Source organism: Neptuniibacter sp. QD48_55, from assembly GCF_047778115.1.
GTDB lineage: Bacteria > Pseudomonadota > Gammaproteobacteria > Pseudomonadales > Balneatricaceae > Neptuniibacter.
The window spans coordinates 3,229,539-3,248,498 of sequence record NZ_CP180555.1; the positions used below are offsets into that span (position 1 = coordinate 3,229,539).

Consider the following 18,960-nt stretch of genomic DNA (forward strand, 5'->3'; position numbering starts at 1 on the left):
ACGTTGAACGTGCCTGTACCAGACAATATTTGTTGAATCTCTAGCGATCTCACTCTGAACCATTCCAGGGGTAGAGCTGCAGGTTCACGTTCGGGTGTGTGCCGGTGTTGGGGATCGCCCAACCGACAGACCTTTGAGAAACGGCCCTCAGAAAGCTGTCTCCCTGAGCTTCGGGTTGTCCTACGCACTCAAGGCCTCAAAATTCGAGGCGGAAATTATCTCACATAGGTGCTTATTTTTTCAACTAAATTCATGCTGCACCTGCGGAATAACGGGCGATTCACCTCAAATACTATGCTCAATTTCAGTATCGGGTTATAGTTTTGCTATGCAGAACTCAGAACAGAGCCTTTATACTACCCTTCATCGGCTCTGAATGTACGTTTACAGGAGATCCCTATGAGTATCGCTGAGATTAAAAACAAAGAGCGTGTAATCAACGAATTGATGTCTTTTATCCGTAAAGTATTAGTTGAACCGGATATTAGTGAGAAGGCGTTAGAGATTGCGCGTGAACACTTGAATGATGAAAACGCGGCTCAAGTAATTGCTGACAAGCTTTCTGCGACAACTAATATCAAGATTCCACTAGAGCACAGCGAAGCAGATCGACTTTTCTTGGAAGTTCTGATCGATGTAATTAAGGATGAGCAAGCGCTGTATTAAGCGATACTCCTGTCATAAAAAAGGCTGCATTAAGCAGCCTTTTTTATTTTAAATAACAATAGGTTATTTTTTCCCGAGACTAGATATATAGCTCGTTAGCACTTCCAGTTTTTCAGGGTCATTATCCATAAATTGAACATCGACACCGATAAAAGTCGTTTCGATATTCTTTTCGTTAGCCGCAAGAGAGCTGACATAACCATTCATCTGCGCAACCTTGCCACCTTTAACTTGCTCGATATCAACTACCACTTGCTCAAGCAGGTTAGGAATTCCCTCTTCACGCTTCACCATGATCTTAACATGCTGAAGAGTGATATCTTTGATAGCACAACGAAGTACGCCTGAAGAGATTCGTAACTGAGCCAAGCCTTTTGGTTTCTTCGCTGCTTTTGGCGCTGCAGCACTTTTACCAGTAGCCAACATTTCTGCCGCTTTACGGCGTGATGCAGCACTAGACTCGATACGTTTACCTATATACTTCTTAACTTTTTCAACAAGCTGCAAGTCTTCGAAAGGTTTCCCCATATAATCATTAACACCCGCCTGGATCGCTTTAAGAACGTAATCACGTTCGCCGCGGCTGGTTACCATGATAAAAGGGATATCGCTGTAATGAGGCTGTTTCCTAGCCCAATTTAGAAGGTCTAAACCAGACATGCCCGGCATCTCCCAATCACACAAGATTAGATCGTAATTGGTTGCTTCCATTTTCGAACGGCCATCATCACCGTCTTCCGCAGCATCGATTTGATAATCAGGAAAATGCTCTTTCACTATACGTGATACATGATCACGGATGAAACGCGCATCATCAACAATCAGCACTTTGATTTGACTCATTCTACCTCTAGTCCTTTTAATACAAGAGGATATAGGCTGCTGAGCAGACCAATAATCCACTACTGCTTTCAAGGTTAACTCTTTCAGAATAGCCGATTAGAAAGAGAAAATGAAAGACTTATTCAGCAATAATGCGTATCCCTCAACGACTAGAACGACTCTCGATAACTATACATTTGGGATCCTCAACATCGGAAACTGAGCTTTCAAAGAAACTAAGATTTGCTGTAGCTGCCCCAAATTTTTGAAGACCAGAATAGTATCCTTATCTCCAAAGTAAGGGCCCAAAGCTCCCGGCAAACCATATCCAATCTTAAAGATCGACCTATTCGTAAGACCAGTACATTCAAAGTACCCTGGCTGAACTGGAAATATCCATTTCCCTCCTCTCCATAAAGGAGGTGCTGAAGCCTGCGTAACCAGACATACCTTAACCTGCTGCAGAACCAAAGCATAACCATTTCCAAAGTTAGGATGGCTAAAAGAAATTATGTTGGCCACCGGCGACCTACCTATTCCACTGGTAACGTAAGCCCAACTATCATCAAACTTTGATCTATAAGCAAAGACAAGTTTACTGGGATCCGTATCATCGACTTGCCCGTCAAAAACATAACTATTCGTTATCCTTCTAGGATTAACCAAATCATAATAAGGCTCGAACGAAAGGTTATAAATTAGAGGCTGCAAATAATCAGCTACAGGAGAAGAGGAATAATTAATAGAATAAGGAACGCTAATCGGCTGAGGCTCTGGTTGAACTGTCGGAGCCTGTTGTACTGTTTTCCCCGCACAAGCAGACAAAATCCCAACTAAAAGTAAAATCGTTAATATTCTCACTGTAATTTTCCCAGTCAATGATCAAACTACACTTTAGAAGTGTTACCCTTCATGATCAATATGTGCGATATACAAAATGCTGAGCTTCTTCATAGTTAGGTAAAGCAGGGACCGTCAGCATAGGAAATTGCCTTTTCAGGGATACAATGACTTTCTTGAGCTCATTCGGCTTTCTAAAGGTTAAAACAGTATCTCCCTCTGAATAATAAGGGCCTAGTAATCGAGGAAACTCAGAACTACCTTTAAAAATACTGCTTCGGGCTGAACCAGTACACTCGAAATACCCAGGTTTGCCAGCAAACACCCACTTTCCTTTTTCCCAAACAGGTAAACCTGAAGCCTTACTGACCAGACAGATCCTTACTCCCTTAAGCACAAGGGCATAAATTGAGTCTCGTCTATCACTCTGTACCACAAAGGCATTAGCTGAACTTTGAGGAGCTACACTTGTGGTGAGATAGCCCCATTGGGCACCCTCTTCTTTTTTAAAACCTAGAATTGTTTTTCTACGATCCGAGGAATTAATCCTGCCTTCATATTTATAAAAGCCTCTCAGTTCTTCACCGTTTTTAATACGGTAGATACTTCTCTCTGCAAGGTTTTTTAATAGAGGATGAGCATACCCACTGTAGAAACCAGCTTGGGGTTGTTTCGAAAGGTTTACACTTAACGGTATAACTCTGTACTGGATACTTGAATCTAATACATCTCTTGTCACTGCGGCCTTGGCATTAGTTACGGAAAAAACACTCAAACTTAAAACAATACAAACAACCAACTGATACTTCACAGATCCCCCTATACAATCTGACTAATTCAGTTATTGTTCGAGGATACACTAGTGAACAAATAACAGCCAAACAGTTGTTTAAATCATTTGTTTTTCTTTAAATTAACCAGATATTTGCTTGCCAATTCAACCAAAGGTATCGACCTCTCCCAATAAACCTTTAGCCGCGAAAAGACTATGTATTATACCCATTAACTTACACCGCCTAATTTTTAAGCAGACAAGGGACTCCCATAAAAAAGCCAGCTAAAAAGCTGGCTCTTCTAAAATACAACTAAATCTGCGGATCAACGAAAAACAAAACTGCCTTGTTCAACATCCACCGCAATTTCAGTACCCGGTGCATAACGACCGGTGAGTATCTCCTGCGCTAATGGATTCTCAATCCACTGTTGAATCGCTCGTTTCAACGGTCTAGCACCATAGATAGGTTCAAAACCAACATCCACCAGCTTATCCATCGCTGTTGAGGTTAGTGTCAGGTTTAGATCACGTTCGGCGAGACGCTTCTGCAGGCGCTGCAGTTGGATCTTGGCAATACCGGCCACCTGATCTTTTTTAAGACTGTGGAAAACTACTACTTCATCAATTCGGTTAATTACTTCTGGACGGAAGTGCGTACCAACCGCTTCCATAACAGCACTCTGCATCAGCTGGTAATCGTCATCATCGCTAAAGTTCTGAATCAGATCAGAGCCCAAGTTCGATGTCATCACTACAATGGTGTTGCGGAAATCAACAGTCCTGCCTTGGCCATCAGTTAAGCGGCCATCTTCTAATACCTGAAGCAAGATATTGAATACATCAGGATGGGCTTTCTCTACCTCATCTAGCAACAGTACAGAGTAAGGTTTACGTCGCACAGCTTCGGTAAGGTATCCCCCCTCTTCGTAGCCCACATAGCCTGGAGGCGCACCAATCAAACGTGCGACTGAATGCTTCTCCATAAATTCGGACATATCAATACGCACCATCGCTTCTTCCGTATCAAACAGGAAGCTAGCTAACGCTTTACATAGTTCCGTTTTACCCACACCTGTTGGGCCTAAGAAAAGGAAAGATCCATTAGGACGGTTTGGATCAGCTAAACCTGCCCGAGAACGACGTACCGCATTAGAGACTGCGATAACCGACTCTTCTTGACCAACGACTCGATCATGCAAGGCTTGCTCCATTCTCAGAAGTTTTTCACGCTCACCTTCCAGCATTTTACTGACAGGGATACCTGTCCAGCGCGCGACAACCTCTGCTACCTCTTCTTCAGAAACTTTGTTACGCAAAAGTTTTGCTTCTTGCTGACCTTGTTCTTCCGCCTCTGAAGCCGCAACTAACTGCTTTTCAAGCTCAGGAATTTTACCGTACTGAAGCTCTGACATTTTCTGCAAATCACCAGAACGAGTGTGTTTTTCCAGTTCTATGCGCGCCTGATCTAACGCTTCTTTAATCTTTTGTGAGCCTTGCAGCGCGAGTTTCTCCGCCTTCCAAACTTCATCTAGGTCAGCGAACTCTTTCTCGACATTAGAAATAGTACTTTCAAGCTCCTTCAAACGCTGTTGAGCTGCACTGTCTTTCTCTTTTTTAAGTGCTTCACGTTCCATTTTTAGCTGGATAAGGCGGCGTTCAAGACGATCCATATTTTCCGGTTTAGAGTCCATCTCCATACGGATGCGGGATGCAGCTTCATCAATCAGATCGATGGCTTTATCTGGCAGCTGACGATCGGTGATGTAACGCTGAGAAAGCTTTGCAGCGGCAATGATCGCAGAGTCCGTAATATCAACGCCATGATGCACTTCATAACGTTCTTTTAGACCACGGAGAATCGCAATCGTAGATTCCTCATCAGGCTCATCAACGATTACTTTCTGGAAACGGCGTTCAAGGGCTGCATCCTTCTCGACATACTGACGATACTCATCCAGTGTCGTGGCACCAACACAATGCAGTTCACCACGGGCTAATGCAGGCTTCAGCATATTCCCCGCATCCATGGCCCCTTCACCTTTACCTGCTCCTACCATGGTATGCAGCTCATCGATGAAGAGAATAATCTGCCCTTCCTGTTTGGATAGTTCGTTCAAGACCGCTTTTAGACGCTCTTCAAACTCTCCACGGAACTTAGCGCCCGCAATTAACGCACCCATATCAAGCGATAAAACTTGCTTACGCTTTAACCCTTCCGGCACTTCGCCATTTACGATTCGTTGAGCTAAGCCTTCAACGATGGCCGTTTTACCTACACCAGGCTCACCAATAAGCACTGGGTTATTTTTGGTACGACGCTGTAAGACTTGAATGGTGCGGCGAATTTCGTCATCACGTCCGATCACAGGATCTAGTTTGCCTGCTTCGGCGCGCTCAGTAAGATCAATACAGTACTTATCCAAAGCCTGACGATTATCTTCTGCATTGGGGTCCTGCACTGACTCCCCTCCTCGAATTTGATTAATGACCTGATCTAGTTTCTGCGGGATAACACCCGCATCCTTTAAACATTTGCCCGCGCTGGATTTATCTTCTGCTAAAACCAATAGAATCAATTCACTTGCGATATATTGATCGCCTTTCTGCTGGGCAAGTTTGTCTGCTTTGTTGAAAACCCGCGCCACATCCTGCGAGAAACGCAATTCACCATCAGGGTTTTGAACTTTAGGTAATTGCCTAACAGTTTGATCAACTTGTTTTTTAAGTGCATGGACATTAGTACCCGCTTGTTCTAGCAACGGTACTGTTCCTTGCTGATCAATCAATGCACTTAAAAGATGAATAGGTTCTATGTAGTTATTATCTAACCCAACCGCTAATGATTGAGCATCAGCCAACGCTTCTTGAAGTTTGGATGTAAATTTATCAGGACGCATACAACCTCCACATAGCTTTTAAAGAACCTGTATCTGACACACAACAATGTGCGGTTTTTTGGATACTAAGTTATCGGTATAACAGAGGTATGGGGACAAGTTAGAAGGGCTTCAAGGGGTAGTCGGTCAAAAATTAGACAGAACTTATGTAAAATAGACAATCATCATGAGGGGAGAATATCTAAAAATCGCTGCTTATTTTCGTCTATATATTCTCTTAAATAATGCTGTCGGGCATCAGAGTCACAAAAGCAAATCAATATCGTATCTGCATCTAGCTGATAGCCACTGTAGTGATAATCCCCCACCTCCATATGCGCTTCATCATAGCCATCATCATTTTGCGCTGTGCTCTTAAATATGTAGAGTAATGCCTGCTTAGCAACCGCTAAATGCTTCTTATAGTCAGCTGGGAAAGTAGATACTTTTACGACCCCTGAAGACAACAAACAGCCTTGCAAGATTAACTCCTGCTCCTGCATTTCACACCAGATAGTCATTTTCTTTACTCCATTGCAGCAGATCACTCGCTTGCTGACGCAGAACCGGTAGAGATATTTCGTTATCAGAACATAGACAAAGCGCCTGTTCCTGATCTGTAAACATAGAGAGGGTTTGGACTTTAGGGCCAGCGATTACAACGTTACTGACTTCGCCCATAAATTCAGCTTTTTCCGCCAGTGCTTTTGAAAGCTTGTTGACGCTTTTCAGCAATACTTTTCTAGGTTTACTATCTATATTGGAACAAAGAATCTCTTGATTCTCATCAAGGTGCATAACCCCTAATACACCACGTTTATTCATCGCAGCATCTAACATGGTTTCTTCATAAATAGGTTTATAGAAATCTAACGAGAAGCCATTGCCATCCAATAAGCGCTCACATAATTCATCCCATTGAACATGAAGCTCTACAGCAGAAATCAACTCTTCAACAACTCCTAAAACAGAGCGAGGGTCTCGAGCATCAATAAACATAACCGTTGCCATTAACCCCATTTCCCTTACACAGGCTTGATAAGCTTGGATCGAAGGATTAGGTTCTACATCAGAATGAGTAACCGCAATAATCAAACGACGTTTTTTAATATACTCACGAAACTCTTTTGCGTAAAACCGGATATCGCGGAAAGGGTCTTTACGGGTGTTATCCACCAACAACACTATCCCTATGGCATCTTGAGCAAATTCACACGCAAGCATTTCCCATATAAAACGAAAACGTTCTTGACCAGGCGTACCATAAAGATGAACACGTGCTTGATCATGCAGATCTAGTACACCGTAATCCATTGCAATAGTGGTATTTTTCTTACGACGAACTGTAACATCACTGGCACGTGCATCGGTATCAAGCGTTTCAATATCACTTAACGATCGAATAGCTGTAGATTTACCTGAACAAACTGATCCTGTGAAAAGGATCTTGTAGTTTTGCATGCACGCTTTCCTTGTCTAGATAAGAAGGTAACTGTAGTTTACAACTCGCTACTTGAGCCTCAGCTAAAAATTTCCTCTACTTATACAACCAGCTCAGTCTGAGCAGATTGCAACTCAAGCATCTATTGTGCAGCGCAAAATGACAATTATTATAAAGTCGACATTAGGCTATTTATTAATCAGACTCAATCATGAACATTCTATGCTGATACAAGAAAGAAAGGCTTTAGGACTCCAGTTTCTTTGCTACTTGTTCCCGAAGAAAAGCAGTATGCACTTCTCGAATATGCTTTCGCACCAGCGCAATATTAGAGTCTTTCGCCGACAGACAAACCAAAATCAATCCTGGCTTTAATTGATAGCCACTAATGCGGCGATCACCTATCTCAAGATGAGATTCATTATGTTTGGATCGCATTTTTGCTACATTAGAAAACACATAAATAAAAGCCTGTTTTCCTATAGTCGCATGGTTTTTATATTCAGCTGGGAAGCTGGAAGCGAGAATCTCTTTGCCGCTTAGCACCATACTACACTCGATAACCCCAGGCTTATCAACCTGAGTCAGTAGCTCAATCATTGATGGCTCCACTGCAATAGATCAGACGCTTGCTGTTTAACCACATTCAGGCTTAGACCTCGATCAGAACACAATCCCAATGCCTGCTCCTTTTCAACGAATACTGATAAAGTTTCTTGATTAGGCCCACATAATACTAGATCGTCTATACGTCCCATAAAAGCTGCTTTATTTTCCAAAGCAGCTACAAGATTAACCATGGAACGAAGTAGTTCTTTATTACTTTGATTTCTAACACTAGCGCTGAGCACTTTACGATCAGCTCCCAGATGCATGGCTCCTGTAATCCCCCGCGTATTCATTGCTGCATCCATAAGAGATACATTATCAATGGCTTGAGATTCTGGTTTCTTTCCTTCAACAAGATCATCATCAGAATCAGGCATTGTACTGTTAACCTCAAGACGTTTGCTCATGCCTTCCCAATCTATGCCTTTTTCTAGACTGCCCACCAGTTCTTTAACAATATTTAAGACTGATGAGGGGTCTCGAGCATCAATAAATACAACGGTAGTAAAGAGCCCCATTGCTTTTAACTCACTCATGTAATAATCATGATCAGGATCAGGTTCGATATCTGAGTGAGTAACCGCAATGATCAAGCGACGACGGATAATAAAATCGCGAAACTCTTCGACATAAAAACGGATATCTTTGAAAGGGTCGTTACGGGTATTGTCCACCATGAGGATCAGCGCTTCGGCATCATGCACCAAATCACTCATCATAAGCTGCCACATAAACTTGAAACGCTCTTGTCCAGGCGTGCCATAAAGATGCAGTTTAGACGTACTGTTTAATTCCAGTATCCCATAATCCATAGCTATGGTGGTTTTTTGCTTTCTACGAATGGCTGAATCACTGACATTCGCATCCGTATCTACAGTTTCAATATCACTCAACGAGCGGATTGCTGTCGTTTTCCCTGAACAGACAGAACCGGTAAATAAAACTTTATAATCAGACATCTAAATCCCTCAGTGCTCTATAAAGCTATTTGAGCAATAAACCCTTGTACAAAGATTGCCATTTCAGCAGCATCGCACTAGCCACAAAAACCGCCGTTACAGGGTTTGATTGGATAGATTGGTAATTAACTAATTCTTAGCCGAAACCACGAAAGTTTCAACCATTCCAGCAGGATAACTTCCCCTCTAATCACTTACTTTATCCGCACTATTGCACAAACCAGACTTACATCTCACATAAAAGGTCACCATACCAATTCCGTTGCTAGTTCATCTGAAATTAGAAAATTTGAACTCCATTGTTAGATGTAGAGGAAGCATTAGGCTATAAACAGGTCATACCCCTACTCAAAACAGGTAATTGCAATAACAACCTTCTCAGTATATTAATGGGTTCTTTACTACCTGAATAATAAATACAAAAAAGTAAGGTGTGAGATGTACATCCGGTTTAATGATATTTCAGAACTTGTTTCTGCAATCGGAGGCGAAACGCTCAAGGATCAAGAGCATTGGTTAATTTTTCTTGCTGATAAGCATCAAGATGATCTCGATAACTTAGTCGAACAACTTAACCTTATACAGTGCAAATTCTTTGGCGCAGTATTCCCCGGTTTAATCCACGGCAAGCGCATGCTCTACGAGGGCGCGTTAGCTATTAAAGTCAGCTGTCTAGGCACTCCCATTGTTTTACCGATGCCTTCGGAAGAAGAAAAAATTTCTAACCTACCCAGTTACAATGACATTCCTGAAGAGGGCGCTACTTGCCTAACCCTGGTTGATTGCTTATCCCCACAAATCGACAACCTGCTTAACCAACTTTATAACCGCTATAGCAAACGCTGTAGCTACTTTGGTGCCGGTGCAGGAAATCATGAACTAAAAGCCGATGCCTGTATTTTTGGGCCTTGGGGCACAAAAATAGACGCAGCATTAGTTGCTATTATCGACCAACCTAGTCGCAGCATTGCAAAACACGGTTGGGTTAGACATTCAGGACCATTTGTTGCTAGCAGAACCACAGGTAACGTCCTCCACGAACTAGATTGGGAAGATGCGGAGACAGCTTACCGGAATTCCCTTCCCTCTAAACTGCAAGGGACTCCGGCTGAACGTTTTTACAAAGATGTTACACCTCGATACCCATTTGCTGTTGAACACCCTGGTGCAGAAGATGTGGTTCGAGACCCAATAGCTCTTTGCGGCAGTAATGACGTAATGTTTTTATCAGACATTCCCCAGGGGGCACTTATGTACCTTGTAGAAGGCACTCCAGAAAACCTCATTGAAGCCGCGCGAGAAGCGGTTGAAGAAACCATGTCAAACAACACATCTGGGGTTTTAGTCTGTGATTGTTTATCAAGAACAGTAGCACTCGATAGTCAATTTCCAGCAGAACTGCGCACAGTTTATGAGCAAGTAAACCAAATAAACCCAGGCACGGATGTCTCCGGTATATTAGCCTTGGGTGAAATAGCAAGTAACGGCGAGCGTCCGGTAAACTTCTATAACAAAACCTTCGGCATATGCAGTTTCTATGAGTAAAGCTCCAACAGACTTAAGGTCTGATATACAGCGGATGTACGAATTATCATTGGCTGTAGGAAATAGCCTAGACCCTGATCAGGTATGCCAAGAATTCACTGCATCCCTTATGCGTCAAAGTGAAATAACGTTTCTTGGCATATGGCTGTTACCGGAAAAATTTACTCAATCAGCACAAGAATATAATCTTTATTTCGCCTTCCCTTATAGTAGATCTAAAGAAACTAAGCTTCCCTTTAACCACCCCGCCATTTCACTTCAAGATGATGAGGACTTTTGTTGCTACGATTTAGCAACAGCATCCCCAGAACAGCTCGCTGAGAAGCACTGCGCAGAGGGAAGCGCCGCTATATTCCGTTTAGGGGCGCTAGGTTATGTACGCTTGTTACGAGACAATAGTTACTTCTCGCAAAAAGAGCTACGTCAGTTAAGGCCCATCATCGAAAAGCTTTTTGTGGCTTTAGGTGGTGCCCTTGCCTATAAACAGCTACATAAGGAACGATCATTCCTTGATTCCTTAGTGGACACTATTCCCGAATTGGTTTGGCTTAAAGATCCAAACGGAACCTATTTAGCATGCAACACCCGTTTTGAAGAGTTCGTTGGTGCTCTGGAGCATGAGATAGTTGGTAAAACAGACTACGACTTTGTCGATAAAGAACTCGCCGACTCTTTCCGTAAACATGATCAAACCACACTAGAAATTGATAGAACAAATACCTTCCAAGAGTGGGTAACTTTTGCCAACGATGGTCACCGCGCTTTGCTAGAAACGACTAAAACCCCTATGAAATCAACTTCTGGGGAGCTGGTAGGCGTGTTGGGTGTTAGTCACGAAATTACTCAGCTACATGAAGCTCAAAAAGCGTTAAGCACCAGCGAAGCAATTTTTCGTAGCTATTTTGAACTCGGCTTGATTGGTATGGCCTTAATTACCACCGATGGTGATTGGATCCAAACCAACGCTTATCTCTGCGAAATGCTTGGTTACGAACCGGAACATCTACAGATTACGCCACTATCAGAATTGATCCATCCAGATGATCAGACCAATTTTAACCTGATGTGCGAAAGCTTATTAAATGATGGTGCAGACCATATCCGTCATGAGATTCGTTTACTTAGCTACTCTGGACCTGTTGTTCATACAGAGATAGCCATGAGTGCACAAGAGAGCACAGAGGGGCATATCAATCATTTTGTCACGCTCATTTCCGATATATCTGAACGTAAACGCACCGAACAACAGCTTAGATTAGCTGCAAGTGTATTCGAGCATGCCAGCGAAGGTGTGATGATCACCAATGAACAAGGGATCATTCTAGATGTAAATAACGCCTTTTATCAGTTAACAGGCTACAACGCGGCAGAAGTTATCGGTCTCTCCCCCAGCATATTAAAATCAGGCCATCACAGTGAAGAGTTTTTCGCTGCCATGTGGCAGAGCCTCAGACAAAATGGGCACTGGCGCGGCGAAGTGTGGAATCGCAATAAATCTGGAGAAATTTACGCTGAACTACTTAATATTGCTGCGGTAAAAAGCCCTAACGGGGATACCACTCATTATGTAAGCATCTTCTCCGATATTACACAGCTGAAAGAGCATCAGCATCAATTAGAAAAAATGGCGCATTTTGACGCCCTAACTCAACTACCCAACCGCGTTTTACTCTCTGACCGCTTACAAACAGCACTTCAACACTGCAAGCAGCACAAACAGATGATGGCGGTTGCTTATATCGATTTAGACGAATTCAAACCTATTAATGACACTTATGGGCATGATGTTGGTGATATGCTTCTAGTCGAAGCAGCTAAACGTATGCAGAAGACATTAGGCCCCGAGCAGGTTATTGCGCGACTCGGTGGTGATGAATTTGTTGTAATTTTAACGCAACTAAAAAATGTCACACACTGCCAAGGGATTTTAGCGAATTTAAACCGAACTCTGGCAATGCCTTTCCAAATAAAGCAGCGCCATCTCTCGATATCAGCCAGCATAGGCGCGACACTTTATCCAGATGATGATTCCGACGCGGATACCATGATCCGTCATGCAGATCAGGCCATGTACACTGCGAAACAAACAGGTCGTAACCGCTATCACTTTTTTGACCCTGCTGTAGATCGGCAAACCCAAGACCAACACAAAGCTCAAGATGAAATTCACGAAGCACTTATAAATAGGGAATTTGTGCTGTTTTACCAACCAAAGATCAACATGCAAACAGGTGAAGTTTATGGAATGGAAGCGTTGATTCGCTGGCAGCATCCAACGCTTAACCTTTTACCTCCTGATAGTTTTCTACCACATATAACCAACCCAGATCTTGCTACCAAGCTAGGTTCTTGGGTGATGAATGAAGCGATACGACAACTACGTGTTTGGAGGGGTGCAGGGCTTGAGCTGTCCACTAGCATCAACATTTCAGCCGAGCATTTACAAAACCCAGCGTTTCCAGAGCAATTAGCCGACCTACTAGAGAAATACCCTGAGGTTCCGCCAGAAACGATCGAATTAGAAGTATTAGAAACTACTGCGTTTAATGATGTCAGTGCAGCCCGCGACATTATCGATAAATGCCACCAGTTGGGAATAAAATTCGCGTTAGACGACTTTGGTACAGGCTATTCTTCTCTAACTTATCTTCGCAAAATTCCTGCAGATACAGTAAAAATTGATCGTAGTTTTGTTATGGATATGCTGGACGATGATGAAGACAAAACAATTGTTGAAGGCATAATTGGGCTAGGTAAAGCCTTTAATCGTGGGGTCATAGCCGAAGGCGTAGAGAGCGCCGAGCATGGCCGCTGTTTAATGGCACTCGGCTGCAACCATGCGCAAGGCTACGGCATCGCCAAACCGATGCCAGCAGATCTGATCCCCGATTGGCTAGCCACGTTTAATTTGAGCCAGCACTGGAAATAAACAAGCCGAATCAGCTTATTTCGAAATCAAAATACTGATTTGGGAATGGTTCATCCTGCAAGGTAAAGTGCCACCACTCTTGATGAAAAGGTACAAAACCATGCTGGACCATTACTCGTTGCAGTAACATTCTATTCGCACGCACCTGCGCAGATACCGAGTTTGAATCAAACCACGATTCTGGGCCAAAGAAATCAAATTCCGTCCCCATATCGAGTTCTTCCTTGGAATCCAAATCGATCAATGTCAGATCAACCGTACTGCCTCGCGTGTGGCTGGAATGCCGGATAAGGTACCCTTTACTGAAAAGCTCTGGACGCTGCAATGTGGGAAAAAATCGCTCCTGCGTAGGGTTAGCACCGTCTTGGTCGCACCATGCAATAAACTGATCAACTGAGCGCTGAGGTCGGTAGGCATCAAACACTTTTAGCCCTAGACCAAATTCAGCGAGTGAGTGTTGAACCCTTTGTAAAGCCAACGCAGCAGGCTTGGTTAAAAGGCACGTCTCTCTCAGATAACCGCAAACTGACTCACCCACAAAGTTATCACCGGTAAAATATTTAAGATCGATAACAATGCTGGAGTCGACATCTAAGAGATCAACAAAGAGTTCGGGCTTAGTCGTAATTAAATCCACGTTATTCAATCCAGATAAGACTTGCCATACGGCCCGTAACACCATCTCGACGATAGGAATAAAACCGTTCTGCATCAGTATAGGTGCAATATTCTCCGCCAGAGACAAAATTTACACCAACGGAGTTTAGCCTTTGACGGGCTAACTGATAGATATCTGCTAGAAACTTCCCTGACGAACCTTCGACAGGAGTAAAAGCTTGATTAGCCTGCGCCTGGACCGCGACAAATTGATCTCGCACTTCTTGTCCTACTTCAAATGCATCTGGGCCTATGGCCGGGCCTAACCAAACATGCAAATTTTCTGGCTTTTGGAAGCCCCCGACAGCTTGCTCCAAAATACCATCCAACAGCCCTCGCCAACCGGCATGCACTGCAGCAACACGCTTTCCATCACCATCAGCAAACAGTACCGGAAGGCAATCAGCCGTCATCACAATACATGCCTGGCCTTTCTCTTGGCTCCAGCAACCATCCGCTTCCAGGCAAACACCATCAACTTTAGCTTCGATGATATCAATCCCATGAACTTGCGAGAGCCACTGAGGATTACGCTGTAAGCCCAGCTCATCAATCAAAATCTGCCGATTTTGTTTGACGTGCTCGGGATCATCTTTTACGTGATCTCCCAGATTTAAACCTTTATAGGCACCACCACTCACACCATCGAAGCGTGTAGTGGTAAAGGCTTTTACCCCTCGGGGAGCATTCCAATCTGGGAGAATCAATTGCATTTAATTACACCATTTCATCTGCATGAGCATCTAAGTCAGCCTGAAGTAGCGATAACAGATGCTGAAAATCATCGGGCAGATCCACTTCCCAAGAAACAAGCTCACCTGTTTCTGGATGCCAAAGTTCAAGCTTTTTGGCATGAAGGGCTTGGCGTTTAAAATCACGCAGGCCTTCAATCATCTCATCACTACAACCTTTAGGTAGACGGAAACGACCACCATAAAGCTGATCACCTACAAGCGGGTAATTGATATGCGACATGTGCACACGAATTTGATGGGTACGGCCAGTTTCAAGCTTCAAACGGATATGAGTATGGGCACGCATTTTCTTTAAAACACGATAATGCGTAGTCGCTTCTTTGCCTACCCCAACAACGGCCATCTTTTGGCGGTTTTTAGCGTGACGCCCCATAGGCTCATCAACCGTACCACCACCAGTCATTACACCGTGAACTACAGCTTCATACTCACGCCCCATCGAACGCTCTTGCAACTGATCGACCAGCTCCGTTTGAGCTGCAATGGTCTTCGCAACCACCATCAAGCCAGTAGTATCCATATCTAGACGATGAACAATACCCGCACGAGGCACTTGGGCGATATCAGGGCAGTGGAACAGCAGTGCATTTAGTAAGGTACCGTCACGGTGGCCTACAGCAGGATGCACAACTAATCCGGCCGGTTTATTAATGACTAAGATATGATCATCTTCGTAAACAATATCCAGTGGTATATCCTGCGGCTGATGATCTTCGATCATCTCCAACTGAGTATCGATAACGATGGTTTCTCCCCCAAATAATTTATCTCGAGGGCGCTTTACTTCGCCATCAACTTTAAGAGAACCATCTTTGATCCAGCCCTGTAGACGTGAGCGGGAATAATCGGGAAATAGCTGCGCTACGGCCTGATCCAGTCGTTTACCGACAAGATCATCTTCGATACGTGCTTCTAAATGTATTTGATCAGACATTCGAACCTGTCAGAACTTTCTAATTGATATGTCTGGGTCTGTTAACAGGCCCTATCAGTTATGGTTAAATAGGCCGTTGAATTGCATATAGCCTCTTTCTGTCCAGTATAACCGTTCGGGCAAGAGACTACACCGGGATTAATATAAAGATGCGTATTACCAAGAGTCTTATTGTTGCTTTATTCTGCCTAATGACAGCAGCTTGTTCATGGTTCGAAGACATTCAAGAATATCCAGATGTTCCTGAACAGCAGTTGTATCAAGAAGCTATCACCGCATTGGATGACGAGAGCTATGATGTAGCTATAGAAAAATTCCAACTTCTAGAAGCTCGTTACCCATTTGGCCGCTTCTCTGAGCAAGCGCAATTAGAATTGGTTTACGCTTATTTTAAAAACTATGAACCTGAAGCCGCACGAGCAGCAGCTGATCGTTTCATCCGCTTGCACCCGAATCACGACAACATTGATTACGCATATTACCTAAAAGGTTTGACTGCGTTTGAACAAGATATTAACTGGATTACTCAATACTTACCTGTTGATGAGACTAAACGTGATCCAGGTGCAGCCCTAGATTCTTTCGAGAGCTTCTCAACACTGGTTAGCCGCTATCCAGATAGTCAATATTCTCCTGATGCACAAAAGCGTATGGTTTACCTTAAAAACCGTCTTGCTGCTTATGAAGTCCATGTAGGCCGCTACTACATCCAACGCGAAGCTTTTGTTGCTGCTGCTAACCGTGGACGTTACGTCATTGAAAATATGCAGGAAACACCTGCTGTACCTGATGCATTAGCGGTCATGATTGAAGCCTATACTCACTTAGGCCAGCAAGACCTTGCCGCAGACACACAAGCCGTATTGGCGAAGAACTTCCCTAACTACCAATACACGCCTATTTTTAAAGGCGAGAAAACCTTATTTGATGCAGCAACATTTGACCTGTTTAGCGACACTAAAGAGCCTCCTGTTGCGACTCCTGTTCGTATGAACGAGAGTACTGATGCACCGAAACCTGATCGTTCTCTCTTCAGCACCATAACGTTTGGTGTATTTGATGATGAAGACGATGAACAGAAGAAATAACTAAGAACAATATAAAGGCACCTTAAAGGTGCCTTTTTTGCCTCTTAGGGAACCATAAAGAGAAATAAGAGAGATAAATATGCAGGCAGCAGCGATTATCAAAGAGATGCAGGTACTACCTGAAATCGACCCTGCTAAAGAAATTGCACGTCGAGTAAGCTTTATTAAAAACACACTTAAAGCTTCTGGCCTCAATAACCTTGTACTCGGCATTAGTGGCGGCGTGGACTCATCCACCTGTGGCCGACTCGCGCAATTAGCAGTCAATGAACTAAACGAAGAAAGCGGCGAGAGCAGATATCAATTTATTGCTATGCGCCTGCCTTACGGCGTACAGAAAGATGAAGAAGATGCGCAACTAGCACTTCAATTTATCCAACCATCACAGTCTATAGCGGTTAATGTAAAACCTGGCGTCGAAGGCATACATACAGAAGTCACAGCATCACTCGCTGAAGCACAACTCAATCAGGCCTCAGAGGGCGCCGTAGATTTCGCTAAAGGCAACGTAAAAGCACGAGCACGAATGATCGCTCAGTACGAAGTTGCAGGTATTGTAGGCGGCTTAGTCATTGGTACTGATCACTCAGCAGAAAACATCACAGGCTTCTATACCAAGTGGGGAGACGGTGCTTGTGACCTTGCACCGCTTTTTGGACTGAGCAAACGCCAAGTTCGCCAACTGGCTCACGCTTTAGGTGCGCCCACACTACTTGTAGATAAAACACCTACCGCGGATCTTGAGTGCTTAGAACCTCAAAAAGCTGATGAGCAAGCACTAGGCCTAAGCTATGATCAAATTGATGATTTCTTAGAAGGCAAGAGCGTTGAAGTGGAAGTAGAGCAACGCATTATCGAGATCTACAATCGCACACAACATAAACGTCAGCCGATTCCAACCATATACGACTAAGCATCGCTATAAAGCCTGCAAACAATGTTACTGTTTTACAGGCTTTATTATTTTCTTTATCGATCCATTCTGTATGGATCAGCAGAGATAATTGTATCTCGACCTAGCAACATATCGGCAAGTAGTCTAGTAGATGCTGGCGCAAGTACTAAACCATTTCTAAACTGGCCAGCGTTGATAAACACATTGTCCAAGCCAGTAACCTCTCCGATAAAAGGGATACCTTCTGGCGAGCCAGGACGTAAGCCAGACCAATGATGTTCGACCTCATAGTCAGCCAACGCAGGAATAATATCTAACGCAGTTGCATGTAAGGATTTTGCAGCATCCTCGGTTGTGCGTTTAGTAAAACCTATACGCTCCATTGTACTGCCCACCAGCACTCGACCATCATTACGCGGTATCACATAGCGTCCGCCCTTTAAAATGACACGATTTACCAAACCCGGCTTAGCTTTAAACAACATCATTTGTCCGTGGACTGGCTCTACTGGTAGCTCCCTATCTAACATTGATAGCAACTCTGCACTCCATGCACCTGCAGCAATAATTACTTTATTAGCACGAAGCTTATGCTCTGATGTTTCAACGCCAACAACTTGGCCACCTTCAAGCTCAAAACCTTTTACTTCTTGGCTTTCTAACAGCGTCACTCGCGGGTTTAGCACTAGGCTTTCACGTAGGGAACGACCTAAACGCGGGTTACGGATACTGCACACCTCTGGCATCCATAACCCCTCCTCCAAACCAGAACAAAGATTAGGCTCTTTCTGGTAAAGAAAGTCGGCATCCACTTTACGTAAAGGTCGGTGATATTTTTGCGCCCAATCTAGAGCATCCTGCTGATCCTCTACAGACACCATCAACATCCCTTTTTGACGAAGTTCAGGATCAAAGCCGGTTTCATCCAAAAGATCTTGCGCTAGATGGATATAACTACTTTGCGACCAAGTTGCCAGTTCAGTGACCGCATCAGGGTAACGCCAAGGATATAAAGGCGAAACAATACCACCACCCGCCCAAGAAGATTCTTGTGCACACATTTGGCGATCTAACAACGTGACATCAGCATTGGCTTGAGCAAGCTCTCGCGCCAACATCATACCGATCACGCCACCACCGATTATTAAAAAGTCAGACATCTAATTTCT

At 43.7% G+C, this 18,960-nt stretch carries 17 protein-coding genes; 5 read left to right on the forward strand and 12 right to left on the reverse strand.

The genetic code is table 11. The features are described from left to right. Positions 1-399 precede the first annotated feature (399 nt). Entirely contained in the window at positions 400-666 is a 267-nt protein-coding gene (locus ACMXYW_RS15135; protein WP_415882664.1) for a hypothetical protein, read from the forward strand. A 63-nt stretch (positions 667-729) separates the two neighbouring features. Here the strand turns inward: ACMXYW_RS15135 and ACMXYW_RS15140 are convergent, their stop codons facing one another. From ACMXYW_RS15140 to ACMXYW_RS15175, 8 genes are all read right to left on the reverse strand, one after another. Then, positions 730-1,509 (reverse strand): response regulator, encoded by a 780-nt coding sequence (locus ACMXYW_RS15140; protein ID WP_415904599.1) that lies wholly within the window; start codon positions 1,507-1,509, stop codon positions 730-732. Positions 1,510-1,677: 168 nt separating this feature from the next. Next, positions 1,678-2,349 (reverse strand): hypothetical protein, encoded by a 672-nt coding sequence (locus ACMXYW_RS15145; protein WP_415904600.1) that lies wholly within the window; start codon positions 2,347-2,349, stop codon positions 1,678-1,680. Positions 2,350-2,404: 55 nt separating this feature from the next. Beyond that, a complete protein-coding gene (locus ACMXYW_RS15150; RefSeq protein WP_415904601.1) occupies positions 2,405-3,139 on the reverse strand; it encodes a hypothetical protein in 735 nt (244 codons plus the stop codon). A 287-nt stretch (positions 3,140-3,426) separates the two neighbouring features. Further along, the gene (gene clpB / locus ACMXYW_RS15155; protein WP_415904602.1) at positions 3,427-6,000 is read right to left on the reverse strand and encodes an ATP-dependent chaperone ClpB; all 2,574 of its coding nucleotides are present in this window, start codon (positions 5,998-6,000) and stop codon (positions 3,427-3,429) included. A gap of 164 nt (positions 6,001-6,164) precedes the next feature. Further along, the gene (locus ACMXYW_RS15160) at positions 6,165-6,500 is read right to left on the reverse strand and encodes a hypothetical protein (protein ID WP_415904603.1); all 336 of its coding nucleotides are present in this window, start codon (positions 6,498-6,500) and stop codon (positions 6,165-6,167) included. Beyond that, positions 6,484-7,440, reverse strand: a complete 957-nt coding sequence (locus ACMXYW_RS15165; protein WP_415904604.1) for a GTP-binding protein — start codon at positions 7,438-7,440, stop codon at positions 6,484-6,486. Before ACMXYW_RS15165 ends, ACMXYW_RS15160 begins: the two co-directional genes overlap by 17 nt. Before the next feature lie 226 nt (positions 7,441-7,666). Next, positions 7,667-8,020: a hypothetical protein gene (locus ACMXYW_RS15170; RefSeq protein ID WP_415904605.1), complete on the reverse strand. Its 354-nt coding sequence runs from the start codon at positions 8,018-8,020 to the stop codon at positions 7,667-7,669. Next, complete coding sequence (locus ACMXYW_RS15175) at positions 8,017-8,988, reverse strand: GTP-binding protein (protein WP_415904606.1); 972 nt, start codon at positions 8,986-8,988, stop codon at positions 8,017-8,019. Before ACMXYW_RS15175 ends, ACMXYW_RS15170 begins: the two co-directional genes overlap by 4 nt. A gap of 438 nt (positions 8,989-9,426) precedes the next feature. Between ACMXYW_RS15175 and ACMXYW_RS15180 the strand changes: the two genes are divergently transcribed. Beyond that, positions 9,427-10,533, forward strand: coding sequence for an FIST signal transduction protein (locus ACMXYW_RS15180; RefSeq protein WP_415899406.1), 1,107 nt, complete (start codon positions 9,427-9,429; stop codon positions 10,531-10,533). Next, positions 10,526-13,462 carry an EAL and GGDEF domain-containing protein gene (locus ACMXYW_RS15185; RefSeq protein ID WP_415904607.1) on the forward strand — a complete coding sequence of 979 codons (2,937 nt, stop codon included), beginning with the start codon at positions 10,526-10,528 and terminating at the stop codon, positions 13,460-13,462. Before ACMXYW_RS15180 ends, ACMXYW_RS15185 begins: the two co-directional genes overlap by 8 nt. Before the next feature lie 10 nt (positions 13,463-13,472). Here ACMXYW_RS15185 and ACMXYW_RS15190 read toward each other — a convergent pair whose 3' ends face one another. Genes ACMXYW_RS15190 through rluD form a run of 3 tightly spaced genes read right to left on the reverse strand, consistent with a single transcriptional unit; the run spans position 13,473 to position 15,808 of the window. After that, positions 13,473-14,099, reverse strand: coding sequence for a M15 family metallopeptidase (locus ACMXYW_RS15190; protein WP_415899408.1), 627 nt, complete (start codon positions 14,097-14,099; stop codon positions 13,473-13,475). Position 14,100: 1 nt separating this feature from the next. Beyond that, the gene (gene pgeF / locus ACMXYW_RS15195) at positions 14,101-14,832 is read right to left on the reverse strand and encodes a peptidoglycan editing factor PgeF (RefSeq protein WP_415904608.1); all 732 of its coding nucleotides are present in this window, start codon (positions 14,830-14,832) and stop codon (positions 14,101-14,103) included. A gap of 4 nt (positions 14,833-14,836) precedes the next feature. Then, positions 14,837-15,808, reverse strand: coding sequence for a 23S rRNA pseudouridine(1911/1915/1917) synthase RluD (gene rluD, locus ACMXYW_RS15200; protein ID WP_415904609.1), 972 nt, complete (start codon positions 15,806-15,808; stop codon positions 14,837-14,839). A gap of 149 nt (positions 15,809-15,957) precedes the next feature. Here rluD and ACMXYW_RS15205 point away from each other — a divergent pair, with 149 nt between their 5' ends. Both ACMXYW_RS15205 and nadE read left to right on the forward strand, forming a co-directional pair. After that, positions 15,958-16,896, forward strand: coding sequence for an outer membrane protein assembly factor BamD (locus ACMXYW_RS15205; RefSeq protein WP_415899411.1), 939 nt, complete (start codon positions 15,958-15,960; stop codon positions 16,894-16,896). Between the two features lie 79 nt (positions 16,897-16,975). Then, positions 16,976-17,809, forward strand: a complete 834-nt coding sequence (nadE, locus tag ACMXYW_RS15210) for an ammonia-dependent NAD(+) synthetase (protein WP_415899412.1) — start codon at positions 16,976-16,978, stop codon at positions 17,807-17,809. A gap of 56 nt (positions 17,810-17,865) precedes the next feature. Here nadE and thiO read toward each other — a convergent pair whose 3' ends face one another. Beyond that, on the reverse strand, positions 17,866-18,951 hold the full coding sequence (gene thiO, locus ACMXYW_RS15215) for a glycine oxidase ThiO (RefSeq protein WP_415904610.1): 1,086 nt from the start codon (positions 18,949-18,951) through the stop codon (positions 17,866-17,868). Between the last annotated feature and the right edge of the window lie 9 nt (positions 18,952-18,960).